This is a genomic window from Thauera sp. 2A1, assembly GCF_009469595.2.
Lineage (GTDB): Bacteria > Pseudomonadota > Gammaproteobacteria > Burkholderiales > Rhodocyclaceae > Thauera.
Genome location: NZ_SSXV01000028.1, coordinates 26,997 through 46,356 on the forward strand (window position 1 = coordinate 26,997; position 19,360 = coordinate 46,356).

Genomic DNA, 19,360 nt, shown 5'->3' on the forward strand with positions numbered 1-19,360 from the left:
ATGTCCGAAGCTGCAATGCTGCATCCGGCTCACCTCGACGCGGCCGACCGCTCCCTGGTCGATGGCGTGCTCGCACGCCAGCTGCGGCCGCTCGCCAAGACGATCACGCTGCTCGAGTCTCAGCGCGAGGATCACAAGGCGCGTGCGCGCCACGTGCTCGAGGCCCTGCTGCCGCATACCGGTGGCGCGATGCGGGTGGGCATCTCCGGCGTGCCGGGGGTGGGCAAGTCGACCTTCATCGAGGCGCTCGGCCTGTACCTGATCGAGCAGGGCTTGCGGGTGGCGGTGCTGGCCGTGGACCCGTCCTCGTCGCTCACCGGAGGATCCATCCTCGGCGACAAGACGCGCATGGAGTTGCTCAGCCAGAACCCCGCCGCCTTCATCCGCCCCAGCCCCTCGGCCGGCAGCCTGGGCGGCGTGGCGGAAAAGACGCGCGAGACGATGTTAGTGTGCGAGGCGGCCGGTTTCGACGTGATCATCGTCGAGACCGTGGGCGTGGGGCAGAGCGAGACGGCGGTGGCGGGCATGACCGACATCTTCTGCCTGTTGCAGTTGCCCAACGCGGGTGACGACCTGCAGGCGATCAAGAAAGGCATCATGGAACTGGCCGATCTCATCGTCATCAACAAGGCCGACATCGACCCGATGGCGGCCACCCGCGCACAGGCGCAGATGAAGACTGCGTTGCACATGCTGCGTCCGGCGAGCCCCAACTGGACGGTGCCGGTGCTGACGCTGTCGGCGTTGCAGAAGCAGGGCATCGCCGACTTCTGGAAGGAAGTCACGAACTACCGTGCCGCGCTGACCCGGTCCGGCGAGTTCGAGGCGAAGCGCCGCCACCAAGCGCTCGCGTGGATGTGGGACCTGATCGACGCCGGCCTGCGCAGCCGATTCCGCGCCCATCCGCGGGTGAAGGAGGCGCTGCCGGAGCTGGCGCGCGCGGTGGAGGGCGGCGCGACCACGCCGTCGGCCGCAGCGCAGCGCCTGCTCGGCTACCTGGGTTGAAGTCGGACATCGAACGAATCGAAGCGAAACAACGTCCCCGGCCGCAGGGTGGGGCGGGCAGCAAAACCCGATAGGAGGTCAAACAATGCACGACATCATTCGTCAGTTGGACGAAAAGCGCGCCCAGGCCCGCCTCGGCGGCGGCCAGAAGCGCATCGACACGCAGCACGCCAAGGGCAAGCTGACCGCGCGCGAACGTATCGAACTCTTCCTCGACGAAGACAGCTTCGAGGAATGGGACATGTTCAAGGAGCACCGCTGCACCGACTTCGACATGGATGCCGAACACGTGCCGGGCGACGGCGTCGTCACCGGCTACGGCACGGTCAACGGCCGCCTGGTGTTCGTGTTCTCGCAGGACTTCACCGTGTTCGGCGGATCGTTGTCCGAAACTCACGCGCAGAAGATCTGCAAGGTGATGGACCACGCGCTGAAGGTCGGCGCGCCGGTCATCGGCCTCAACGATTCGGGCGGCGCCCGCATCCAGGAAGGCGTGGATTCGCTCGGCGGCTACGCCGACGTGTTCCAGCGCAACGTGATCGCGTCGGGCGTGGTGCCGCAGATCTCGCTGATCATGGGCCCCTGCGCCGGCGGCGCGGTGTATAGCCCGGCGATGACCGACTTCATCTTCATGGTGAAGGACTCGTCCTACATGTTCGTCACCGGCCCCGAAGTCGTGAAGACGGTGACGCACGAGGAAGTCACCGCGGAAGAGCTGGGCGGTGCCGTCACCCACAACACCAAGTCCGGCGTTGCCGACCTGTCGTTCGAGAACGACGTCGAGGCGCTGATGATGACGCGTCGCTTCATCGGCTTCATCCCGTCGAGCAATCGCGAGAAGCCGCCGGTGATGCCGTCCTACGATCCCGCCGACCGTATCGAGATGTCGCTCGACACGCTGGTGCCGGACAACCCGAATCAGCCCTACGACATGAAGGAGCTGATCGTGAAGATGGTCGACGACGGCGACTTCTTCGAACTGCAGCCCGACTACGCCAAGAACATCATCATCGGCTTTGCGCGCATGGAAGGCTCGCCGGTGGGCATCGTCGCCAACCAGCCGCTGGTGCTGGCCGGCTGCCTCGACATCAAGAGCTCGATCAAGGCCGCGCGCTTCGTGCGCTTCTGCGACGCGTTCAACATCCCGGTCGTCACCCTGGTCGACGTTCCCGGCTTCATGCCCGGTACCGCGCAGGAATACGGCGGCATCATCAAGCATGGCGCCAAGCTGCTCTACGCCTATGCCGAATGCACCGTGCCCAAGGTCACCATCATCACCCGCAAGGCCTACGGCGGCGCCTACGACGTGATGTCGTCCAAGCACCTGCGCGGCGACGTGAACCTTGCCTGGCCGAGCGCCGAGATCGCGGTGATGGGGCCGAAGGGTGCGGTGGAGATCATCTTCCGCGAGGAGAAGAACGACCCCGAGAAGCTCGCGCAGCGCGAAGCCGAATACAAGGAGCGCTTCGCCAACCCGTTCGTGGCGGCGCACCGCGGCTTCATCGACGACGTGATCATGCCGCACAACACCCGTAAGCGCGTCTGCCGCTCGCTGGCCATGCTGCGCGACAAGGAACTCGAGAATCCGTGGCGCAAGCACGGCAACATCCCGCTCTGATCGCCGCACGAGGATACATACATGTTCAAGAAGATCCTGACTGCAAACCGCGGTGACCAGCCGCGTAGCGGCGCAGCGACGAAGTCACATTGCCTGGCGTGCGAAGCACGCTGCGATTTCACCGCGGAGGCCACGAATGTTTAAGAAGATCCTGATCGCAAACCGCGGTGAAATCGCCTGCCGGGTCATCAAGACCGCCCGCAAGATGGGCATCAAGACGGTCGCCGTGTATTCGGTGGCGGACAAGGACGCGCTGCATGTCGACCTGGCCGACGAGGCCGTGTGCATCGGCCCGGCGCCGTCCAAGGAATCCTACCTGGTGATGGACAAGATCATCGCCGCCTGCAAGCAGACGGGCGCCGAGGCGGTGCACCCGGGCTACGGCTTCCTGTCGGAGAACGAGGAGTTCTCGCGCCGGCTGGAAGAGGAAGGCATCAAGTTCATCGGGCCGAAGGCCTATTCGGTCGGCAAGATGGGCGACAAGATCGAGTCCAAGAAGCTCGCCCTGGCCGCCGGTGTCAACACCATTCCTGGCCACAACGACGCCATCGCCGGTCCCGACGAGGCGGTCGAGATCGCCAGGAAGATCGGCTACCCGGTCATGATCAAGGCCTCCGCCGGTGGCGGCGGCAAGGGCCTGCGCGTCGCCTTCAACGACAAGGAAACGCACGAAGGCTTCACCTCCTGCGTCAATGAGGCGAAGAACGCTTTCGGCGACGATCGCGTGTTCATCGAGAAGTTCGTCGTCGAGCCGCGCCACATCGAGATCCAGGTGCTGGGCGACGCCCACGGCAACTACGTGTACCTGAACGAGCGCGAGTGCTCGATCCAGCGTCGTCACCAGAAAGTCATCGAGGAGGCGCCGTCGCCCTTCATCGACCCGGCCACCCGCAAGGCCATGGGCGAACAGGCGGTGGCGCTGGCGCGCGCGGTGAACTACGAGTCCGCCGGCACGGTGGAGTTCGTCGTCGGCGCCGACAAGAGCTTCTACTTCCTCGAGATGAACACCCGCCTGCAGGTGGAGCACCCGGTCACCGAGAACATCACTGGCCTCGATCTGGTCGAGCAGATGATCCGCGTCGCCGCCGGAGAGAAGCTGTCCTTCACCCAGGCCGACGTCAAGATCGACGGCTGGTCGATGGAGTGCCGCATCAACGCCGAAGATCCGTTCCGCGGCTTCCTGCCTTCCACCGGCCGCCTGGTGAAGTTCCAGCCGCCGGCCGAAGGCCACGGCGTGCGCGTCGACACCGGCGTGTATGAGGGCGGCGAGATCTCGATGTACTACGACTCGATGATCGCCAAGCTCATCGTGCATGGCCACGACCGCCAGAACGCGATCGAGCGCATGCGCGACGCGCTCAATGCCTTCGTGATCCGCGGCATCAGCTCCAACATCCCGTTCCAGGCCGCGCTGCTGCAGCATCCGCGCTTCTGCTCGGGCCACTTCAACACCGGCTTCATCGCCGAGGAGTACCCGCAGGGCTTCGACGCCTCGATGGTGCCGCACGCAGATCCGACCCTCCTCGCCGCCATCGCCACCTTCGCCCGCATGCGCTACATCCAGCGTGCAGTGCAGATCGAAGGCCAGATGCCCGGCCACGGCCGCAACGTGGCCAAGGACTGGGTCGTCGTCATGGGCGGCAGGCAGTACCCGGTGTCGGTGGAGCAGATCGACGGCGGCATGATGATGCGCAGCGACGACAAGGCGTATTGCATCCTGTCCGACTGGCGTTTCGGCGACCTGTTGTTCAAGGGCACGGTCAATGGCGAGCCGGTGTGCATGCAACTCGAGCGTCGCGGCCTGCGCTACCGCATCTCGCACTTCGGCCTGCAGGTCGAGCCGATGGTCATGACCAAGCACGCTGCGCACCTGCTGTCGCTGATGCCGGCGAAGCTGCCGCCCGACCTGTCCAAGTTCCTGCTGTCGCCGATGCCGGGTCTGCTGCGCGAGGTCTCGGTCGCCGTTGGCCAGGAAGTGAAGGCAGGCGAGAAGCTCGCCGTGATCGAGGCGATGAAGATGGAAAACGTCTTGAAGGCCGAGCAGGACGGCACGGTGAAGAAGATCGTCGCCAGCCCGGGCGCCAGCCTGGCGGTGGACGAGGTCATCATCGAGTTCGAGTGAGCTCGACGGCGCACTTCGCGTGCGCCGGTCCACCAGCAGCGGCCCTTCGCGAAAGCGGAGGGCCGCTTTCATTTTGCAGCCACATTTCATTGCAATACTGATTGCGTACCACTTCGCATGGCGCAGCCCGAAGGTGATGTCCGCAGGTCTGAGTGAGCTCTCCCAGAAAATTATTGGACATTTCCTTGTTCTCGATTTGGATTCATCTTCTTCCCGCAAACCGAGTGCTGGTGCGGTGATACCCGAATGAGATGAAAAAGATACGACGAATGCACGCAGTCGGGGGGGGTTGCGGTATGCAAAATTGCGGTTATATTCGCGCCTCATGCTGTGGTGCAGCAGCGTGAAATGAAGGAATCAGAAGCGCGTCTGACGCGATCGTGAAGGCGATCTGAACGCCATACGTCAGGCATCCGATGTGCATGGGCGAAGGAAACACGACGTCAGTCGGGTCAAAAAAAGCCGAGCGCATCTGCTCACGCTGTGATGCCTCCGGTGCCGGGTGGTTTTGCCTCCCCTGAACAATTCGGTTTCGCGCGCTCGGCGGTCTCGCACGCGAATGAAACGCGTGAATGCGCTGCAGCCCTGGGTGACGAGCCCGCGGTTGCAGGCGGCGTCCTGTCCGTGCGTGCGCACGGAACTCAAGAACAGGTTTTACTGATGACAAAGAAAGACGACAACACGCTCATGCCGCTGCCCGCGGCCCGCCGCGCCCAGCGTGTCGACATGCGCGCTGCCCGGCTCGGCGCGGTTTTGTGCGCTGCTGGGTTCCTCTCCGCATGCACCGTGATCCCGGGTACCTCGGCGTTCAACATGCGCAGCGAATCCAATGTGCAGCTGCCAGTCAAGGACGACGCCGAAGGCCAGGTGCCGGCGAACGTCAAGGTGACGAAGATCACTGCCGACCTCATCATCGAACAGGTGCGCGCGAGCGAAACGCGCTTCCGCACCAGCGCGGCAGGAGGGCGTACGGCCACCACGCAGTCTTCCGTGCCGCAGCTCGGACTCATGCATCGGGACTACCGCATCGGCCCCGGCGACATCGTCAACGTCACCGTGTGGGACCACCCCGAGCTCACCATCCCGGCGGGCTCCTTCCGTTCCGCCGAGCAGTCGGGCACCCTCGTCGCCGAGGACGGCACCATCTTCTACCCCTATGTCGGCACGCTCAAAGTCAGCGGCATGACGGTCGGTGAGATGCGCAACCTGCTCGCCAACCGCCTGTCGCGTGTCATCGAGAAGGTTCAGCTCGACGTGCGGGTCATTTCCTTCCGCAGCAAGCGCATCTACGTCGTGGGCGAGGTCGCCAAGCCCGGCCTGCAGGCCATCGACGACATCCGCATGACCATGCTCGAGGCGATCAACCGCGCCGGTGGCGTCACCGCCGAGGCTGACCACGGCAGCGTGCTGCTCACCCGTGGCGGCGTCACCTACCGCGTGGACCTCCAGGCGCTGTACGAGAACGGCGACACCACCCAGAACATACAGCTCGAGCCGGGCGACGTCGTCAACGTTCCCGACCGCAGCGGCAACAAGATCTTCGTGCTGGGCGAGGTCTCCAAACCGGGCTCCTTCGTCATGAACAAGCGCCGCGCCACGCTGGCCGAGGCGCTGAGCGACGCCGGCTTCGTCAACCAGACCACCTCGGCGCCGGGCTGGATCTACGTCATGCGCACCCGGGACGGCAACTCCGAGCTGTTCCATCTCAACGCCACCACACCCGACGCGCTGCTGCTCGCCGAAAGCTTCCCGCTTCAGCCGCGCGACATCGTCTATGTGGATGTAGCCGACATCGCACGCTGGAACCGCGTCATCAGCAACATCCTGCCGACCTCCACCATGCTCTACAACCTGGGCAACACCCAGTACCCGCTGTTCGGCGGGCGGCAGCCGTAACGGCCCCGGTAGTCACTACAGGCATAGCCGATGCATCCCATGGAACCCTTGCGAAATCCGGCCCTTCCCGGCAATCCTCCGGTCGGCGGCGGCAACCCCCGCGCAGCCCGGAACGACGACTTCATCGATCTCGGCGAGATCGTCGCCACGCTGCTCGAGAACAAATGGCTCATCCTGGCCATCACCGCTGCCGCGGTGGCCCTCGGCATTCTCGTGGCGTTCACTACCACGCCCATCTACCGCGCCGACGCGCTCCTCCAGGTGGAGGAAAAACGCAAGGGCATCGCCGGTCTGGAAGACATCCAGTCGCTCTTGGGCGACAAGACCTCCGTCACCGCCGAGCTCGAGATACTGCGTTCGCGCCTGATCCTCGGTCGCGCAGCAGAGCGGCTCAACCTGGCAGTCAGCGCCGAACCGATGCGCGCCCCGCTGATCGGCAATGTGCTGGCCCGTCGCTATTCGGGCGACACGCCCGCCGACGCCTTCCTGGGCATGAGCAGCTATGGCTGGGGCGGCGAGCGAATCCAGCTCGACAATCTGCAGGTTGCGCCGGCGCTGCTGGGTGAAACCCTGACTCTGGTTGCCAAAGAGCAGGGCGCCTACCGCCTGCTGGGGCCGGACGACGAACTGCTGCTGCAGGGCCGCGTCGGCGAGGCGGCAGCGGCCGAGGGCGTGCAGATCTTCGTGGCGGCGCTGGATGCCCGGCCCGACACGCGCTTCAGCATTCGCCGCGAGAGCGAAGAGCGCGTCCTCAAGGCCATGCTCGAGTCGCTCGACGTGCGCGAGCGGGCGAGGCTATCGGGTGTGCTCGAGGTCGGCTATGTGGACAGCGATGCCGCCCTTGCCAGCGCGATCCTGAACGAGATCCTCAACGCCTACCTGCGGCAGAACGTGGAGTTCCGCTCCGCCGAAGCCGAGAAGACGCTGATCTTCCTCGAATCGCAGTTGCCCCTGCTCAAGAGCCAGCTCGACGCCGCCGAGGCCGCCTACAACAAATACCGCCAGACGCGTGGCTCGGTGGATCTCACCATCGAGACGCAGTCGGTGCTCGGCTCCATCGTGGCGGTGGACAACGAGATCGTCGCCCTGCAGCAAAAGCGCGATGAACTTCGCCAGCGCTTCACGCCCGAGCACCCGCAAGTGGTCGCACTCGACGCCCAGCTCGGCCGGCTGCAGGCCCGCCGCGGGGCGCTCGATCGCGACGTCAGCCTGTTGCCCGACACCCAGCAGACCGCGCTGCGCCTCAAGCGCGACGTCGAGGTCTCCACGCTGCTCTACACCAACCTGCTCAACAGCGCCCAGCAACTGCGCGTTGCGCGTGCGGGCACTGTGGGCGACGTCCGTGTGATCGACGGCGCGGTGACCGCCTCGCGTCCGGTGGCGCCGCGCAAGGCGCTCATCCTGCTGCTGAGCGGCGTGCTCGGTGTGCTCGCCAGCCTCGCGGTCGTGTGGGCAAAGCGTGCGCTTCGCGTCGTGGTCGAAGACCCGCAGGAAATCGAGAAGGAGCTCGGTATCTCCGTCTATGCCACGGTGCCGCACAGCAAGGTGGAGGGCGAAATCGCGCGGCGCGCCGCGCGCGGCGCTCCTGGCCAGGGTGAATTGCTGGCGCTGAGCCGTCCCGACGACGACGCGGTGGAAAGCCTCCGCAGCCTGCGTACCACGCTGCATTTCGCCCTGCTGGGTTCGGACCGCGGCTCGGTGCTCATCACCGGTCCGCGTCCGGGCGTAGGCAAGAGCTTCGTCAGCAAGAACCTCGGCGCCGTGCTGGCGCAGGCGGGCAAGCGGGTGGTGCTGGTGGATGCGGACCTGCGCAAGGGCCACATCCACAAGGAATTCGGCCTGCCGCGCGAGGGCGGGGTGTCCGACTTCGTCACCGGTGCGGCCGATCTGGCCGCCATCGTGCGCGCGACGCCGCAACCGGGCTTCTGCGTGGTCACCACAGGCCAGATCCCGCCCAACCCGTCAGAGCTGCTCATGCACCCGCGCTTCGAGGCGCTGCTGCATGCGCTCGGCGAGCAGTTCGACATCGTCATCGTCGATACGCCGCCGGTGCTGGCCGTTTCCGATGCAGCCATCATCGGCCGCCACGTCGGCGCCACCCTGCTGGTGGCGCGTGCCGGCACGCACCCCATCGCAGAGCTCGAACAGGCCGTCGCACGGCTGGGCCACGCCGGCGTGCAGGTGAAGGGCTTCGTGTTCAACGACATGGACATGACCCGTCAGCGCTACCGCTACGGCCAGGCGGGCTACCAATACCGCTACACCTACGAGCGCTCCTGAGTCACCCCACAGGGGCGAGTCGCACAGCACTCGCCCCGCCCGGCAACTTTTCGTGAGGTCTCGCTACATGGTCAAAATCGGCATCCTGTTGCTGAGTGCAGTAGTCTCCGGGGTAGCCATCCGGCTGGCCATGTCGGCTGCCCCCGCACTGAAGCTGGTGGACCTCCCGGGCGAGCACAAGCAGCATGAGCACAGCACGCCCTTCGTGGGCGGGATCGGGCTACTCCTGGCCGTCATGGCCTCGTTCCTGGCGCTCTTTCACCAGCAGCCGCAACTCGAAGGCTTTGCCGTTGGCCTGGCGCTGGCAGCCATCATCATGTTCGTCACCGGGCTCGCGGACGACATCTGGCGGCTCGGTTTTCGCATCCGCTTCGTCATCCAGGCCTGTGCCGCGCTGATCATGATCTTCGTCGGCGAGGTGGTGCTACTCGACCTCGGCGGTCTCCTGTTCGACGACAGCCTCCCGCTGGGCGCGCTCTCGGTGCCCTTCACCGTGTTCGCCACCATCGGCGTCATCAATGCGCTGAACATGATCGACGGCATGGACGGCATGGCCGGCTCCATCGCCTTCATGAGCCTGCTGGTGATCAGCGGCGTCGCCGTCGGCGCGGGCTCGGCCGAGCACGTCATCGTCAGCTTCGGCCTGCTCGGCGGCGTGGGCGGCTTCCTCTACTACAACCTTCGTCGCCGCGGCCAGAGTCGGGCGCGGGTCTTCCTCGGCGATAACGGCAGCATGCTGCTCGGCCTGCTGCTGGCCAGCCTGCTCATCGACATGTCGCAGGGCGAGTCGCGCATCATCGCGCCGGTTGTGGCGGTGTGGCTGCTCGCCGTGCCGCTCATGGACACCGTGGGCGTCATGCTCCGCCGCTTGTGGCTGGGCAAATCCCCCTTCGCGCCCGACCGCTACCACCTCCACCACCTCATGCAGCAAGCCGGCTTCCGGGTGGACGACATCGTCGCCATCGTCGCCGCGCTACAGCTTGTGCTGGGCGTGGCGGGCGTGGGGGCGGAAGCGCTCGGCGCCAGCGAAGGCGCGCTGCTGCTGGTTTTCCTGGCACTGTTCGCGCTGTATTTCGCAGTCACCGTGCGCACCTCGCGCGCGGTGGCGTACCTGCACAAGCTGCACACCGCGCTGGGGCTGCTGCCCGCCGCAAGCTGCGGACTCTACGTGGGTCAGGACGGAGCAAGCGACGCCAGCCACCTGATCGACGCCATCGCTCACGAGCTCGGCCAGGACGCCGACGTGCACGTCCGCATCTACGAGCAGACAGGCCCCGGCGGTCGCCGGCGCTATGCCCTGGTCAACATCCAGCTCGACGACGAAGGCGCTTCGTTGGAAACCATCCGGCGCTATGTCCGCATGGTGCGCCGGCGCCTGCGCGAATATCAGCACGTGGTGGTGCGCCCACTCGTGCTGCGCGACCCGGCCAACGACCCGCGCGCTGGCGCTGTGACCGTCGACAGCGACCGTCGCCGTGCCGACCGCCGCAACCCACGCGCCCATGTCCTGGTGGTCGAAATCGACGCCCACGTCGGCAGCGGCCGCATCACCGACCTCGACCTGGACGAAACCCATTCGCATCCGGAAGTGCCCCTGGCCGACGGCCTGCCGGCCCGGCCCCGTGCCGCAACGAGCTGCTTCGTGCGGGCCGCGTTGCAGCCAGCCTCCAGGCAAGATAAAACCCCCCCTCAAAGAGGTAAGCAAGCAATGAAGTTTCCGTCCCTGGACCAGGTCCGGCTGGCCGTCATCGGTCTGGGCTACGTTGGCCTGCCGCTGGCCGTGGAGTTCGCCAAGCGACGCAAAGTCGCCGGCTTCGACATCAACGTCGACCGCATCGGCGCGCTGCGCGCCGGCCATGACGCAACCCTCGAAGTGTCCGACGAAGAACTGCGCGAGGCCACCGGTCTGCGCTGTACCGCCGCGCTGAGCGACCTGGCTGCCTGCAACGTGTTCATCGTTACCGTGCCCACGCCGATCGACGAGCACAAGCGCCCCGACCTCACGCCGCTGATCAAGGCCTCCACCACCATCGGCACCGTGCTCAAGCCGGGCGATGTGGTCATCTATGAATCCACCGTTTACCCCGGCGCCACCGAGGAAGACTGCGTCCCCGTCCTCGAAAAGACCTCCGGCCTCAAGTTCAACGTCGACTTCTACGCCGGCTACAGCCCCGAGCGCATCAACCCGGGCGACAAGGAGCACCGCGTCTCCACGATAAAGAAGGTCACCTCCGGATCCACGCCCGAAGTGGCCGAGCTGGTGGACGCGCTCTACCGCGAGATCATCGTCGTCGGCACCCACAAGGCCGAGAGCATCCGCGTAGCCGAGGCCGCCAAGGTCATCGAAAACACCCAGCGCGACGTCAACATCGCCCTCATCAACGAGCTGGCCATCATCTTCAACCGCATGGGCATCGACACCGAAGCCGTGCTCCAGGCCGCCGGCAGCAAGTGGAACTTCCTGCCCTTCCGCCCGGGCCTGGTGGGCGGCCACTGCATCGGCGTGGACCCGTACTACCTCACCCACAAGGCGCAGGCCATCGGCTACCACCCCGAGATCATCCTCGCCGGCCGGCGGCTGAACGACGGCATGGGCGCCTACGTGGTGTCGCAGCTCGTCAAGGCCATGCTCAAGCGCCGCATCCAGGTCGAAGGCGCGCGCGTGCTGGTCATGGGCCTCACCTTCAAGGAAAACTGCCCCGACCTGCGCAACACCCGCATCGTCGACATCGTCAAGGAGCTGGGCGACTACAACATCCAGGCCGACGTGTACGACCCGTGGGTGGACGTGGCCGAGGCCCAGCACGAATACGGCCTCACCCCGATCGATGCCCCGCAGCCCGGCACCTACGACGCGATCATCGTCGGCGTGGCGCATGAACAGTTCAAGGCCATGGGCGCCGATGCCATCCGTGCGCTCGGCAAGCCTGAGCATGTGGTGTACGACCTCAAGTACGTGATGCCGCGAAATGCTGCGGATCTGCGACTTTAATGAGAACGTGTCTGTAAGTTCTAAAATAAGGGCAGGCAGGAGATCCAACGATTTATGGAAAGCGAAACCACAAAATACCTAGCAACGGATCTCATACGTCCTCGCACCAATCAAATCAATTTGATGTTCTTTAATGCAATTCGCCAATCCGATAAGCGAGAAATTGATTGAATCCCCTTGGCAGAAGTAGGTTTCTCCGAAACGTATTGATGGTTGCAGGAGGAACCGCCGGGGCGCAAGTGATTATGATGGCGTTCGCGCCGCTTATCACGCGGCTGTACGGCCCAGAATCCTATGGAGTGCAGGGTGTTTTTCTGTCAGTTTTAAATATATTGGCGACCGTTGCTGCACTCGGATATCCAACCGCAGTAGTCCTTCCCTCGGGCGATGCGGATGCTCTACGGATCGCCAAAATTACTGCTTGGTGTGGTGCGATAATTTCGCTGCTCTTTGCATTATTGCTTGTGTCCTTTAGTGGCGATCTTTTTTCACTGGTAAAGGCGGAGGTTTTGAGTGATTTTGTTCTTTTACTGCCAATCGCAACATTCATTTCAGTTTTAAGCGCAATTCAAGCGCAGTGGCTAATAAGAAAGCGGGCATTCGCGCTTACTGCGCGTTTCGCCGTTTTTACCTCATTGATGGTAAATGGGGGTAAAGCGGCAGTTGGTTATATTTCGCCTACGGCCATGGCTCTAATTGTTGTGAACGTAATAGGCTCGGGGTTAGGTTTATTGCTAACCTACTTCGGATGTAGGAAAGGGGCAGCGTTTGATCACTCTGAGGCCGGTCCAAGTGCCGCCTCAAGCGTGAACGAACTTCTAAAGCGATACTCTGATTTTCCCTTGTATCGTATGCCGCAAAACTTGATAAATGTACTCTCTCAGAGTATGCCTTTGCTTCTGCTCTCAATCATTTTTGGCGCTGGACCGGCTGGGCAGTATTCAATTGCGTTTTCCGTGCTGGGTGTACCGTCTGCCTTGATCGGCGGTGCTGTGTTGTCGGTTTTTTATCCCCGAGTGAACGAGGCGTTGCGCGCTGGAGAAAACGCTCAACGTCTGATTGTTCGGTCTACTCTTGGGATGGCTATATCAGGTCTGGTTCCGTTTGGTTCTGTGGTCCTTCTTGGCCCCTACCTCTTTGAACTTGTCTTCGGATCCGATTGGCGTGTCGCAGGTCTTTTTGCGCAGTGGCTGGCTGTTTTGGTTTTCTTTCAGTATATAAATAGGCCGGCCATCGCAGCGATCCCAGTTTTGGGTATTCAAAAGCAGTTTCTGTTTTATGAAATCGCTAGTGCTGCAGCGAAGGCGATTGCTCTCATCGTAGGTTTCTATCTCTATAGAAACCCGCTGATCGCCATTGCATTTTTCGCTGTCGCCGGTGCTTTAGCTTACATTTGGCTCATCGTTTGGGTTGTTCGAAGTAGCGGTTTAAATGCTATGCGTCGAGATTAGTTCCTGTTATATGTTTAAAGCTGCATTGACGGATGTGCGTAGTTCTCGATTGAAGGCGTGTTCTATGGCTTTAGAGGATGGGCTGAATGGTCGTCTTAGTGGGTTTTGGAACAATCGGCACATTTATGGGGCCATGTCGCTGATAGGATGCTGCGAGAGATCGCGAAAATGCTGTTGAGAGATCCTAAGTCGCTGGTTCATTTGTCCATGGGGCAGAGGGCCTTGGTTATTTGACGTCTCGCATGCCTTTTGATTCTTTGTTTTTATCTCTGTTAGATATCTGTAACGCGAGTTTGGGGCTTGAATGTTTGCTGAAATACCGCTCCTCCTGTTCCTGTGCTTCGGGGTATATGCCTCTTTATCGGCTGAAGGGCGAGGTATTTTTCATATTGATCGCAATCCGCTCTCTATTGTCATTTGGATTTATGTGTTCAGTGGATTCTGTGGGCTATTCTTAGATCAAAGTGACCTTCCTACATTCCATTTTAAAGCATATAGCTTCGTTCATGCGGTCATTTATGCTGTACTTGTGGTTCTATGCTTGCTGCCAATACTGAATCTGCGGCGTTATCGTTTTGATTCTTTCGATTTCAGAATGACGTCATTAATTCACGGCGTATTCCTTGTTGCATCGGTTTCTGCTTGGTTTGCCGCTATTTATCAAGCACCGTATGCAGTTATCTCTTTTGTGACTGGCGCGTACTCAATTAGAAAGGATCTCAATGTCGAGGGGTTGAGTGTTCTTCCTGAGGGCTATCTCACGACTTTAGCGGTTGGGATTTCTAGTTTTCATATCGTCTACATGATTATGTTCTATCTCGCAGTGATCAAGAGAATGGGTCTTTTTGTACGAGCGTCGACTTTTCTCGGTAGCACCTTGTACGTAATTTCGAGCATGACCTTTGCGGCACGGGACGGCGTGGTGTTCTTCTTGTTCGGGATGCTTTTTTTCTACGGCGTCTTCAGGGAAGAGCTTGGCGAAGCCCAGCGGAGAATGATTGTTCGACTTGCAGTCACGCTGTCTTTCGCCGCCGTAGCTGTTTTGGGTACGTTCACGGCGCAGCGGTTTACTGGGTTGGAGCGTGAGACAGACCTCGTCGGTGGGACAGTGAGTTACATTGGGCAGCAGGTATATGTGTTTTCAGAAACGATGGTCGCTCAAGAGCGCTTCTATGGGCTCAGTTTAAGATTTCCATTTTTTCAGAAGCTTCTTTTTGGGGAAGTTGAGGATGTCGTTAGAACAAGTCCCTATGAATGGTCTTTCGGTACGTTTCTAAAGGATTTTTACTCAGTGTCAGGTTGGTCCTCATTGTTGAGTTTTACTCTCACCTTTTCAGGATTTTTCTGCTGGGTCTTGTGGTTTGGAAAGAGATTTCATCCGGTAACTTACCTACTCATGGTGGCATTTTATTTCCAGTTTATGATGTCGGGCGTTTTTTATTACCGTCTTGGCACTTACTCAGGGAATCAATATACGCTTATTTACTGGTTTCTTGTTTTGCTGTCTTGTTATGTTTTTTCAGGCAGAGTTTCTTCTGCAGTAAGAGGCGAGATTTCCCGCTAGCTTCATTTTCGTTAATGAATTTCTCGCATGATTCGGATCCCTGGCGGAAGAATTAAGCTGAAAGCTATGGGACGTTTTTACGACAATAATTCGTGCAGTGTGATCATGATTACGCGTGGTCGCGGCTTGGTGAAGTGTCCGCCTTGCAAGCAGGGCACGTTTGATTGAGAAAAGGTCTCGGTTGAACAACTCGCGCCGTTACTGTTTTGAGGGGTGGCTAAGGTTGCGATGCCACGGGTAAAGTTGAACGCTGGACCATTGTCCAGCAGGCGAAAAATTTATCCGTGACGCTGAGTCGATCCAGCCAAACGCTAGTTAGATTCCACATAAATTTAGTCATTGCGTAGTTATGTTCCCAGTCAGACAGTTTAGCGGCATCGAATTGCTCGATCTTGGAGTCGTGGCTAGAGTTGTACGCACGGGTAGCCGCTGAGCAGTAGCCAACGCAGGTGCTGGCTTAACTCAAGGCGTCACTCTCGCGAGTCTGCGCGCGATGCGAAATGATAGTTATGCGTGCCAAGATTGAGGACGTACGAGATGTACTTGAGCGACGAGATGTGCAGTCGGTAGGGTTCGAACCGGGCTTCCTGCTACTCGATGTCGAGTATGGCTGGTGGTCAATTGCTCGCCGGCAGGCATCGATTGACATCTATGATCTCAGGGGCCACGAGGTAGTGCCTAGCTCTTTGCACGCGCTATTGAAAGTGCTGGGCCAATGGTTTCGCAAGAAGCCTGATTCATGCACCGCGGCGGAAGATGCTCGTGGTCATCGGCAGACTTTTGATTTTTTTCTAATCAGGTCCGAGAGTGGAACATCGAAAATGCTGAGGGTAGATGCCACCATCCGCGGCGAGCGGGGCTGAGCTTAACCCGACGAGTTCGTGAGCTTGAATCCGGAGATGGCTATATCTGTTCTGCGCCGGTTGGTATCGCCGGCGCTGAACTACTAGGAGTGCCTACAAAGGCATCGACCGCAATGCTGCGATGCCCGATAGCATGTGCTCTTATTAAAGGTCTGAGCGAGCCCTGAGTTCGGTAAATGGATGTGCAATACAATTGCACGGCGTGTGTATGTATCTAGATTGCGGCAATGGAAAGGGTTGAAGGAATGCTTGATTCTGTAAAAGTTTCTGTTGTTATTCCTTACTACAATGCAGAGGCGTATGTTGGTCGCGCAGTCAAGTCACTTCTTTCGCAAACGTATCAGAACATCGAAATAGTCGCTGTCGACGATTTTTCCACCGACAGTGGTCGAGCGGTACTAGATGAGTTGTCGAAGGGGGATTCACGCGTTCGCTCAGTGTCGACTAAAGCCAAAGGTGCAAACTGGGCACGTCATGCTGGGGTTTCGCAGTCGACCGGCGAATACATTGCGTTTCTCGATTCGGATGATACATGGAGAGAAGACGCGATTCGAAGCATGCTGTACGTGGCGCTCAAAGAGAATGTAGATATAGTTTGTTGTAATGTTTCGCAGTTCTCAAACGGTAGGGAGGAAAAGCTTCTTTCGTTTCCCCGTTCTGGGGTTGTAGTCAATATGATGGAAGAGCCGTATTCACTACTTGAGCTTCCGCCAATGGTTTGTGGAAAGCTTTTTCGAGCCGGAGTCTTACGCGGCTTTCAGTTTGAGAGCGTACCTTTCGCGCAGGACTGGAATATTTGTTATAAGGCCGCCGCGGGTGCCTCTACAGTGTTCTTCTTAGATGAGTGTTTGTATAACTATATACGGCGCGACACGTCTGTTTCGTCGCTGAAGAAGGTCCATGGGGCTCAGGCCTTGAAAGAGGCTGAACGGTCTATTCTGGATATTGTTGACTATTACGAGAGGGTTGGTGCGTCCGAACGTCTTCGACATCCGTTGTTTGTTGTTTATTGTCTTTTTTATCTCGATCTTCTCCTTCGAAGCTTTAGGATTGAGGATAGGGGAACTCGGCGTACGGTTTATAGAATGATCTCTGGTCGTGTCCAATTGGGTGAGGTTATCAAGGCGCTATTTTGGAAGTTAGGGTCAAAAAATCGTAAGCGTCTGATCTTCCTTGGCGGGGGGCTTCCGGGGTTTGTTTTTTATGAGTGCCTTCGAAGCGTTTCACGAAGAGTTGGGCTCTGGTCGTGAGCATTTGTTTGAATTCGGTAGTTGCCAATTCGCGATCTTATAGACTGATTTTGGCAAGATAAGAGGGTGCGGTTTGGAATCTTGAGGATTCTGAATGGATGGGGAAGGTATGGCGAGGGTTCTGATAAATGCTGCGAATTTGCATGTCGGTGGCGGCGTGCAAGTGGCTACGTCATTTGTCCTGGAATGTTCAGAATCGTTGAGATCAAGAACTAGCAGGAGGTGGAGTATTTATGTTTCGTCTGCCGTTGATCGAAATCTCAAGGCGGCGGGGTTCAAGCCCGATCCTAGTCTTGATTACAGGGTTTTGGATATCCACGGTATCGCGTCCTTGTCGGCGAAGAATGCACATCTTTTCAGGGGATTTGATCTGATTTTTACAGTATTTGGTCCTCTCTATGTCTTGGGGAGGATTAGGAGCCATGTGGCTGGCTTTGCGCAACCATGGATCATTTATCCTGAGAATGAAGTTGCGGAACGGCTCGGGCTCGGTCAGCGGTTAAAGCTACGGGCAAAGTTTGCTTTGCAGTGGTTTTTTTTTGCTCGTGCTGAGCGCTTAGTTGTCGAGCTTGGCCACGTTAAGGATCGACTTGAACGGGTGAAGGGTTTTCATCCATCACGGGTTGACGTCGTATCGAATTGTGTATCGGCGCTCTATTTTGATGAGTCGAAGTGGGCGCCCGTGCCCGCCTTTGCGGAGGCGGAGGCGGACGTCGTTAGAGTTGGATTTGTGACCAGGGACTACGCGCACAAGAACCTGGATTTCTTGCCGCGAGTAGGGCGCGAGCTTGCGCGCATTTCTGGGAAGAGATACCGCTTTTACGTGACCTTGAACGAGCATGAGTGGGGTTCGCGTTCAACTGAGTTCAAGGAGTTTGTCACGACCGTCGGCCCGCTCACGGTTGCGCAGTGCCCGACTTTTTATCGGGCGATGGACGCCGTGATCTTCCCGAGCCTCCTCGAGTGTTTCTCGGCGACGCCACTCGAAGCCCTCGCGATGCGCCGGCCCTTATTTGCTTCGGATCGAGGATTCGTTCGCGATGTGTGCGCGGAACATGCGATGTATTTCGATCCGTTGGACCCCGCGTCGGCGGCCGCGCTCATCGTTGACTGGTTTGAGCGGAAGTCGCAGGACGAGCAGTCCGCTCATGTTGAGCGCGGCTACCGGCATCTGCGGTCCTTGCCTGGAAGCCGCGAGCGGGCGCGGGCATATCTAGAGATTATTGAAAAGCAACTGAAGCTCAGTTGTTCCAGCGTTTGAGGATATTCATGTTCAACGGCAAGACACTACTCATCACCGGTGGAACCGGTTCATTCGGCAATGCGGTGCTGAAGCGCTTCCTGGAGTCGGACATCGGCGAGATCCGAATCTTCAGCCGCGACGAGAAGAAGCAGGACGACATGCGCAAGCGCTACAACAGCGCCAAGCTCAAGTTCTACATCGGCGACGTGCGCGACCAGCGCAGCGTGGAGCAGGCGATGCGGGGGGTGGATTTCGTTTTCCACGCGGCGGCGCTCAAGCAGGTGCCGTCGTGCGAGTTCTACCCGATGCAGGCGGTGCGCACCAACGTGCTGGGCACCGAGAATGTGCTGGAGGCGGCGATTGCCGCCGGGGTCAAGCGCGTGGTGGTGCTGAGCACCGACAAGGCGGTGTACCCGATCAACGCCATGGGCATTTCCAAGGCGATGATGGAAAAGGTGATGGTGGCCACCAGCCGCAACCTGGAAGGCACCGGCACGGTGATCTGCGGCACACGCTACGGCAACGTGATGGCCTCGCGCGGCTCGGTGATTCCGCTGTTCGTGGAGCAGGTGCTGGCGGGCAAGGCGATCACCATCACCGACCCGACCATGACGCGCTTCATGATGACGCTGGCCGACGCGGTGGACCTGGTGCTGTATGCCTTCACCCATGGCAGCAACGGCGACATTTTTGTGCAGAAGGCGCCGGCGGCGACCATCGAGACGCTGGCGCGCGCGGTGACCGGGCTGATGGGCAAGCCGGAGCATCCGGTGAACATCATCGGCACCCGTCACGGCGAGAAGCTCTACGAGGCGCTGCTGAGCCGCGAGGAGATGGCCTGCGCCGAGGACTTGGGCGACTACTTCCGCGTGCCGGCGGACGGACGCGATCTCAACTACGGCAAGTTCGTGGACCAGGGCGAGGCCAAGCTGACGCAGACCACGCACGGCGAGGACTACAACTCGCACAACACCACGCGGCTGGAAGTGGACGGCATGACGCAGTTGCTGCTGAAGCTCGAAGGCATGCAGCGCATTGCCCGCGGCGAGCTGACAGCCGTCGAGGAGTGCTGAGGC

General features: G+C 60.1%; 13 protein-coding genes and 1 pseudogene. All 14 read left to right on the plus strand.

The features are described 5' to 3' along the window. Window positions 1-1,005: a methylmalonyl Co-A mutase-associated GTPase MeaB gene (gene meaB / locus GH664_RS19595; RefSeq protein ID WP_153169787.1), complete on the plus strand. Its 1,005-nt coding sequence runs from the start codon at window positions 1-3 to the stop codon at window positions 1,003-1,005. 85 nt (window positions 1,006-1,090) lie between these two features. Further along, window positions 1,091-2,623: an acyl-CoA carboxylase subunit beta gene (locus GH664_RS19600; RefSeq protein WP_153169788.1), complete on the plus strand. Its 1,533-nt coding sequence runs from the start codon at window positions 1,091-1,093 to the stop codon at window positions 2,621-2,623. A 21-nt stretch (window positions 2,624-2,644) separates the two neighbouring features. Next, window positions 2,645-2,767 carry a hypothetical protein gene (locus tag GH664_RS19605; protein ID WP_255424955.1) on the plus strand — a complete coding sequence of 41 codons (123 nt, stop codon included), beginning with the start codon at window positions 2,645-2,647 and terminating at the stop codon, window positions 2,765-2,767. Beyond that, window positions 2,760-4,745 carry an acetyl-CoA carboxylase biotin carboxylase subunit gene (gene accC, locus GH664_RS19610; RefSeq protein WP_153169791.1) on the plus strand — a complete coding sequence of 662 codons (1,986 nt, stop codon included), beginning with the start codon at window positions 2,760-2,762 and terminating at the stop codon, window positions 4,743-4,745. The genes GH664_RS19605 and accC overlap by 8 nt, the downstream gene beginning before the upstream one ends. 660 nt (window positions 4,746-5,405) lie before the next feature. Further along, a complete protein-coding gene (locus GH664_RS19615) occupies window positions 5,406-6,641 on the plus strand; it encodes a polysaccharide export protein (RefSeq protein ID WP_228111632.1) in 1,236 nt (411 codons plus the stop codon). Between the two features lie 39 nt (window positions 6,642-6,680). Next, complete coding sequence (locus tag GH664_RS19620; RefSeq protein ID WP_153169792.1) at window positions 6,681-8,921, plus strand: polysaccharide biosynthesis tyrosine autokinase; 2,241 nt, start codon at window positions 6,681-6,683, stop codon at window positions 8,919-8,921. Between the two features lie 235 nt (window positions 8,922-9,156). Beyond that, window positions 9,157-9,684 (plus strand): annotated as a pseudogene (locus tag GH664_RS19625) (MraY family glycosyltransferase); the annotation flags it as partial. Between the two features lie 945 nt (window positions 9,685-10,629). Next, window positions 10,630-11,913, plus strand: a complete 1,284-nt coding sequence (gene tviB / locus GH664_RS19630) for a Vi polysaccharide biosynthesis UDP-N-acetylglucosamine C-6 dehydrogenase TviB (RefSeq protein ID WP_228111635.1) — start codon at window positions 10,630-10,632, stop codon at window positions 11,911-11,913. 206 nt (window positions 11,914-12,119) lie between these two features. After that, the gene (locus GH664_RS19635; RefSeq protein WP_368857361.1) at window positions 12,120-13,364 is read left to right on the plus strand and encodes a lipopolysaccharide biosynthesis protein; all 1,245 of its coding nucleotides are present in this window, start codon (window positions 12,120-12,122) and stop codon (window positions 13,362-13,364) included. 304 nt (window positions 13,365-13,668) lie between these two features. Continuing rightward, window positions 13,669-14,928, plus strand: coding sequence for a hypothetical protein (locus tag GH664_RS19640; RefSeq protein WP_153169797.1), 1,260 nt, complete (start codon window positions 13,669-13,671; stop codon window positions 14,926-14,928). Between the two features lie 509 nt (window positions 14,929-15,437). After that, window positions 15,438-15,791 (plus strand): hypothetical protein, encoded by a 354-nt coding sequence (locus tag GH664_RS19645; protein ID WP_153169798.1) that lies wholly within the window; start codon window positions 15,438-15,440, stop codon window positions 15,789-15,791. Window positions 15,792-16,018: 227 nt separating this feature from the next. Further along, the gene (locus GH664_RS19650; protein WP_153169800.1) at window positions 16,019-17,041 is read left to right on the plus strand and encodes a glycosyltransferase family 2 protein; all 1,023 of its coding nucleotides are present in this window, start codon (window positions 16,019-16,021) and stop codon (window positions 17,039-17,041) included. 94 nt (window positions 17,042-17,135) lie between these two features. Further along, window positions 17,136-18,302: a glycosyltransferase family 4 protein gene (locus tag GH664_RS19655; RefSeq protein ID WP_153169802.1), complete on the plus strand. Its 1,167-nt coding sequence runs from the start codon at window positions 17,136-17,138 to the stop codon at window positions 18,300-18,302. 8 nt (window positions 18,303-18,310) lie between these two features. Then, complete coding sequence (locus tag GH664_RS19660) at window positions 18,311-19,357, plus strand: polysaccharide biosynthesis protein (protein WP_153169804.1); 1,047 nt, start codon at window positions 18,311-18,313, stop codon at window positions 19,355-19,357. Window positions 19,358-19,360 lie beyond the last annotated feature (3 nt).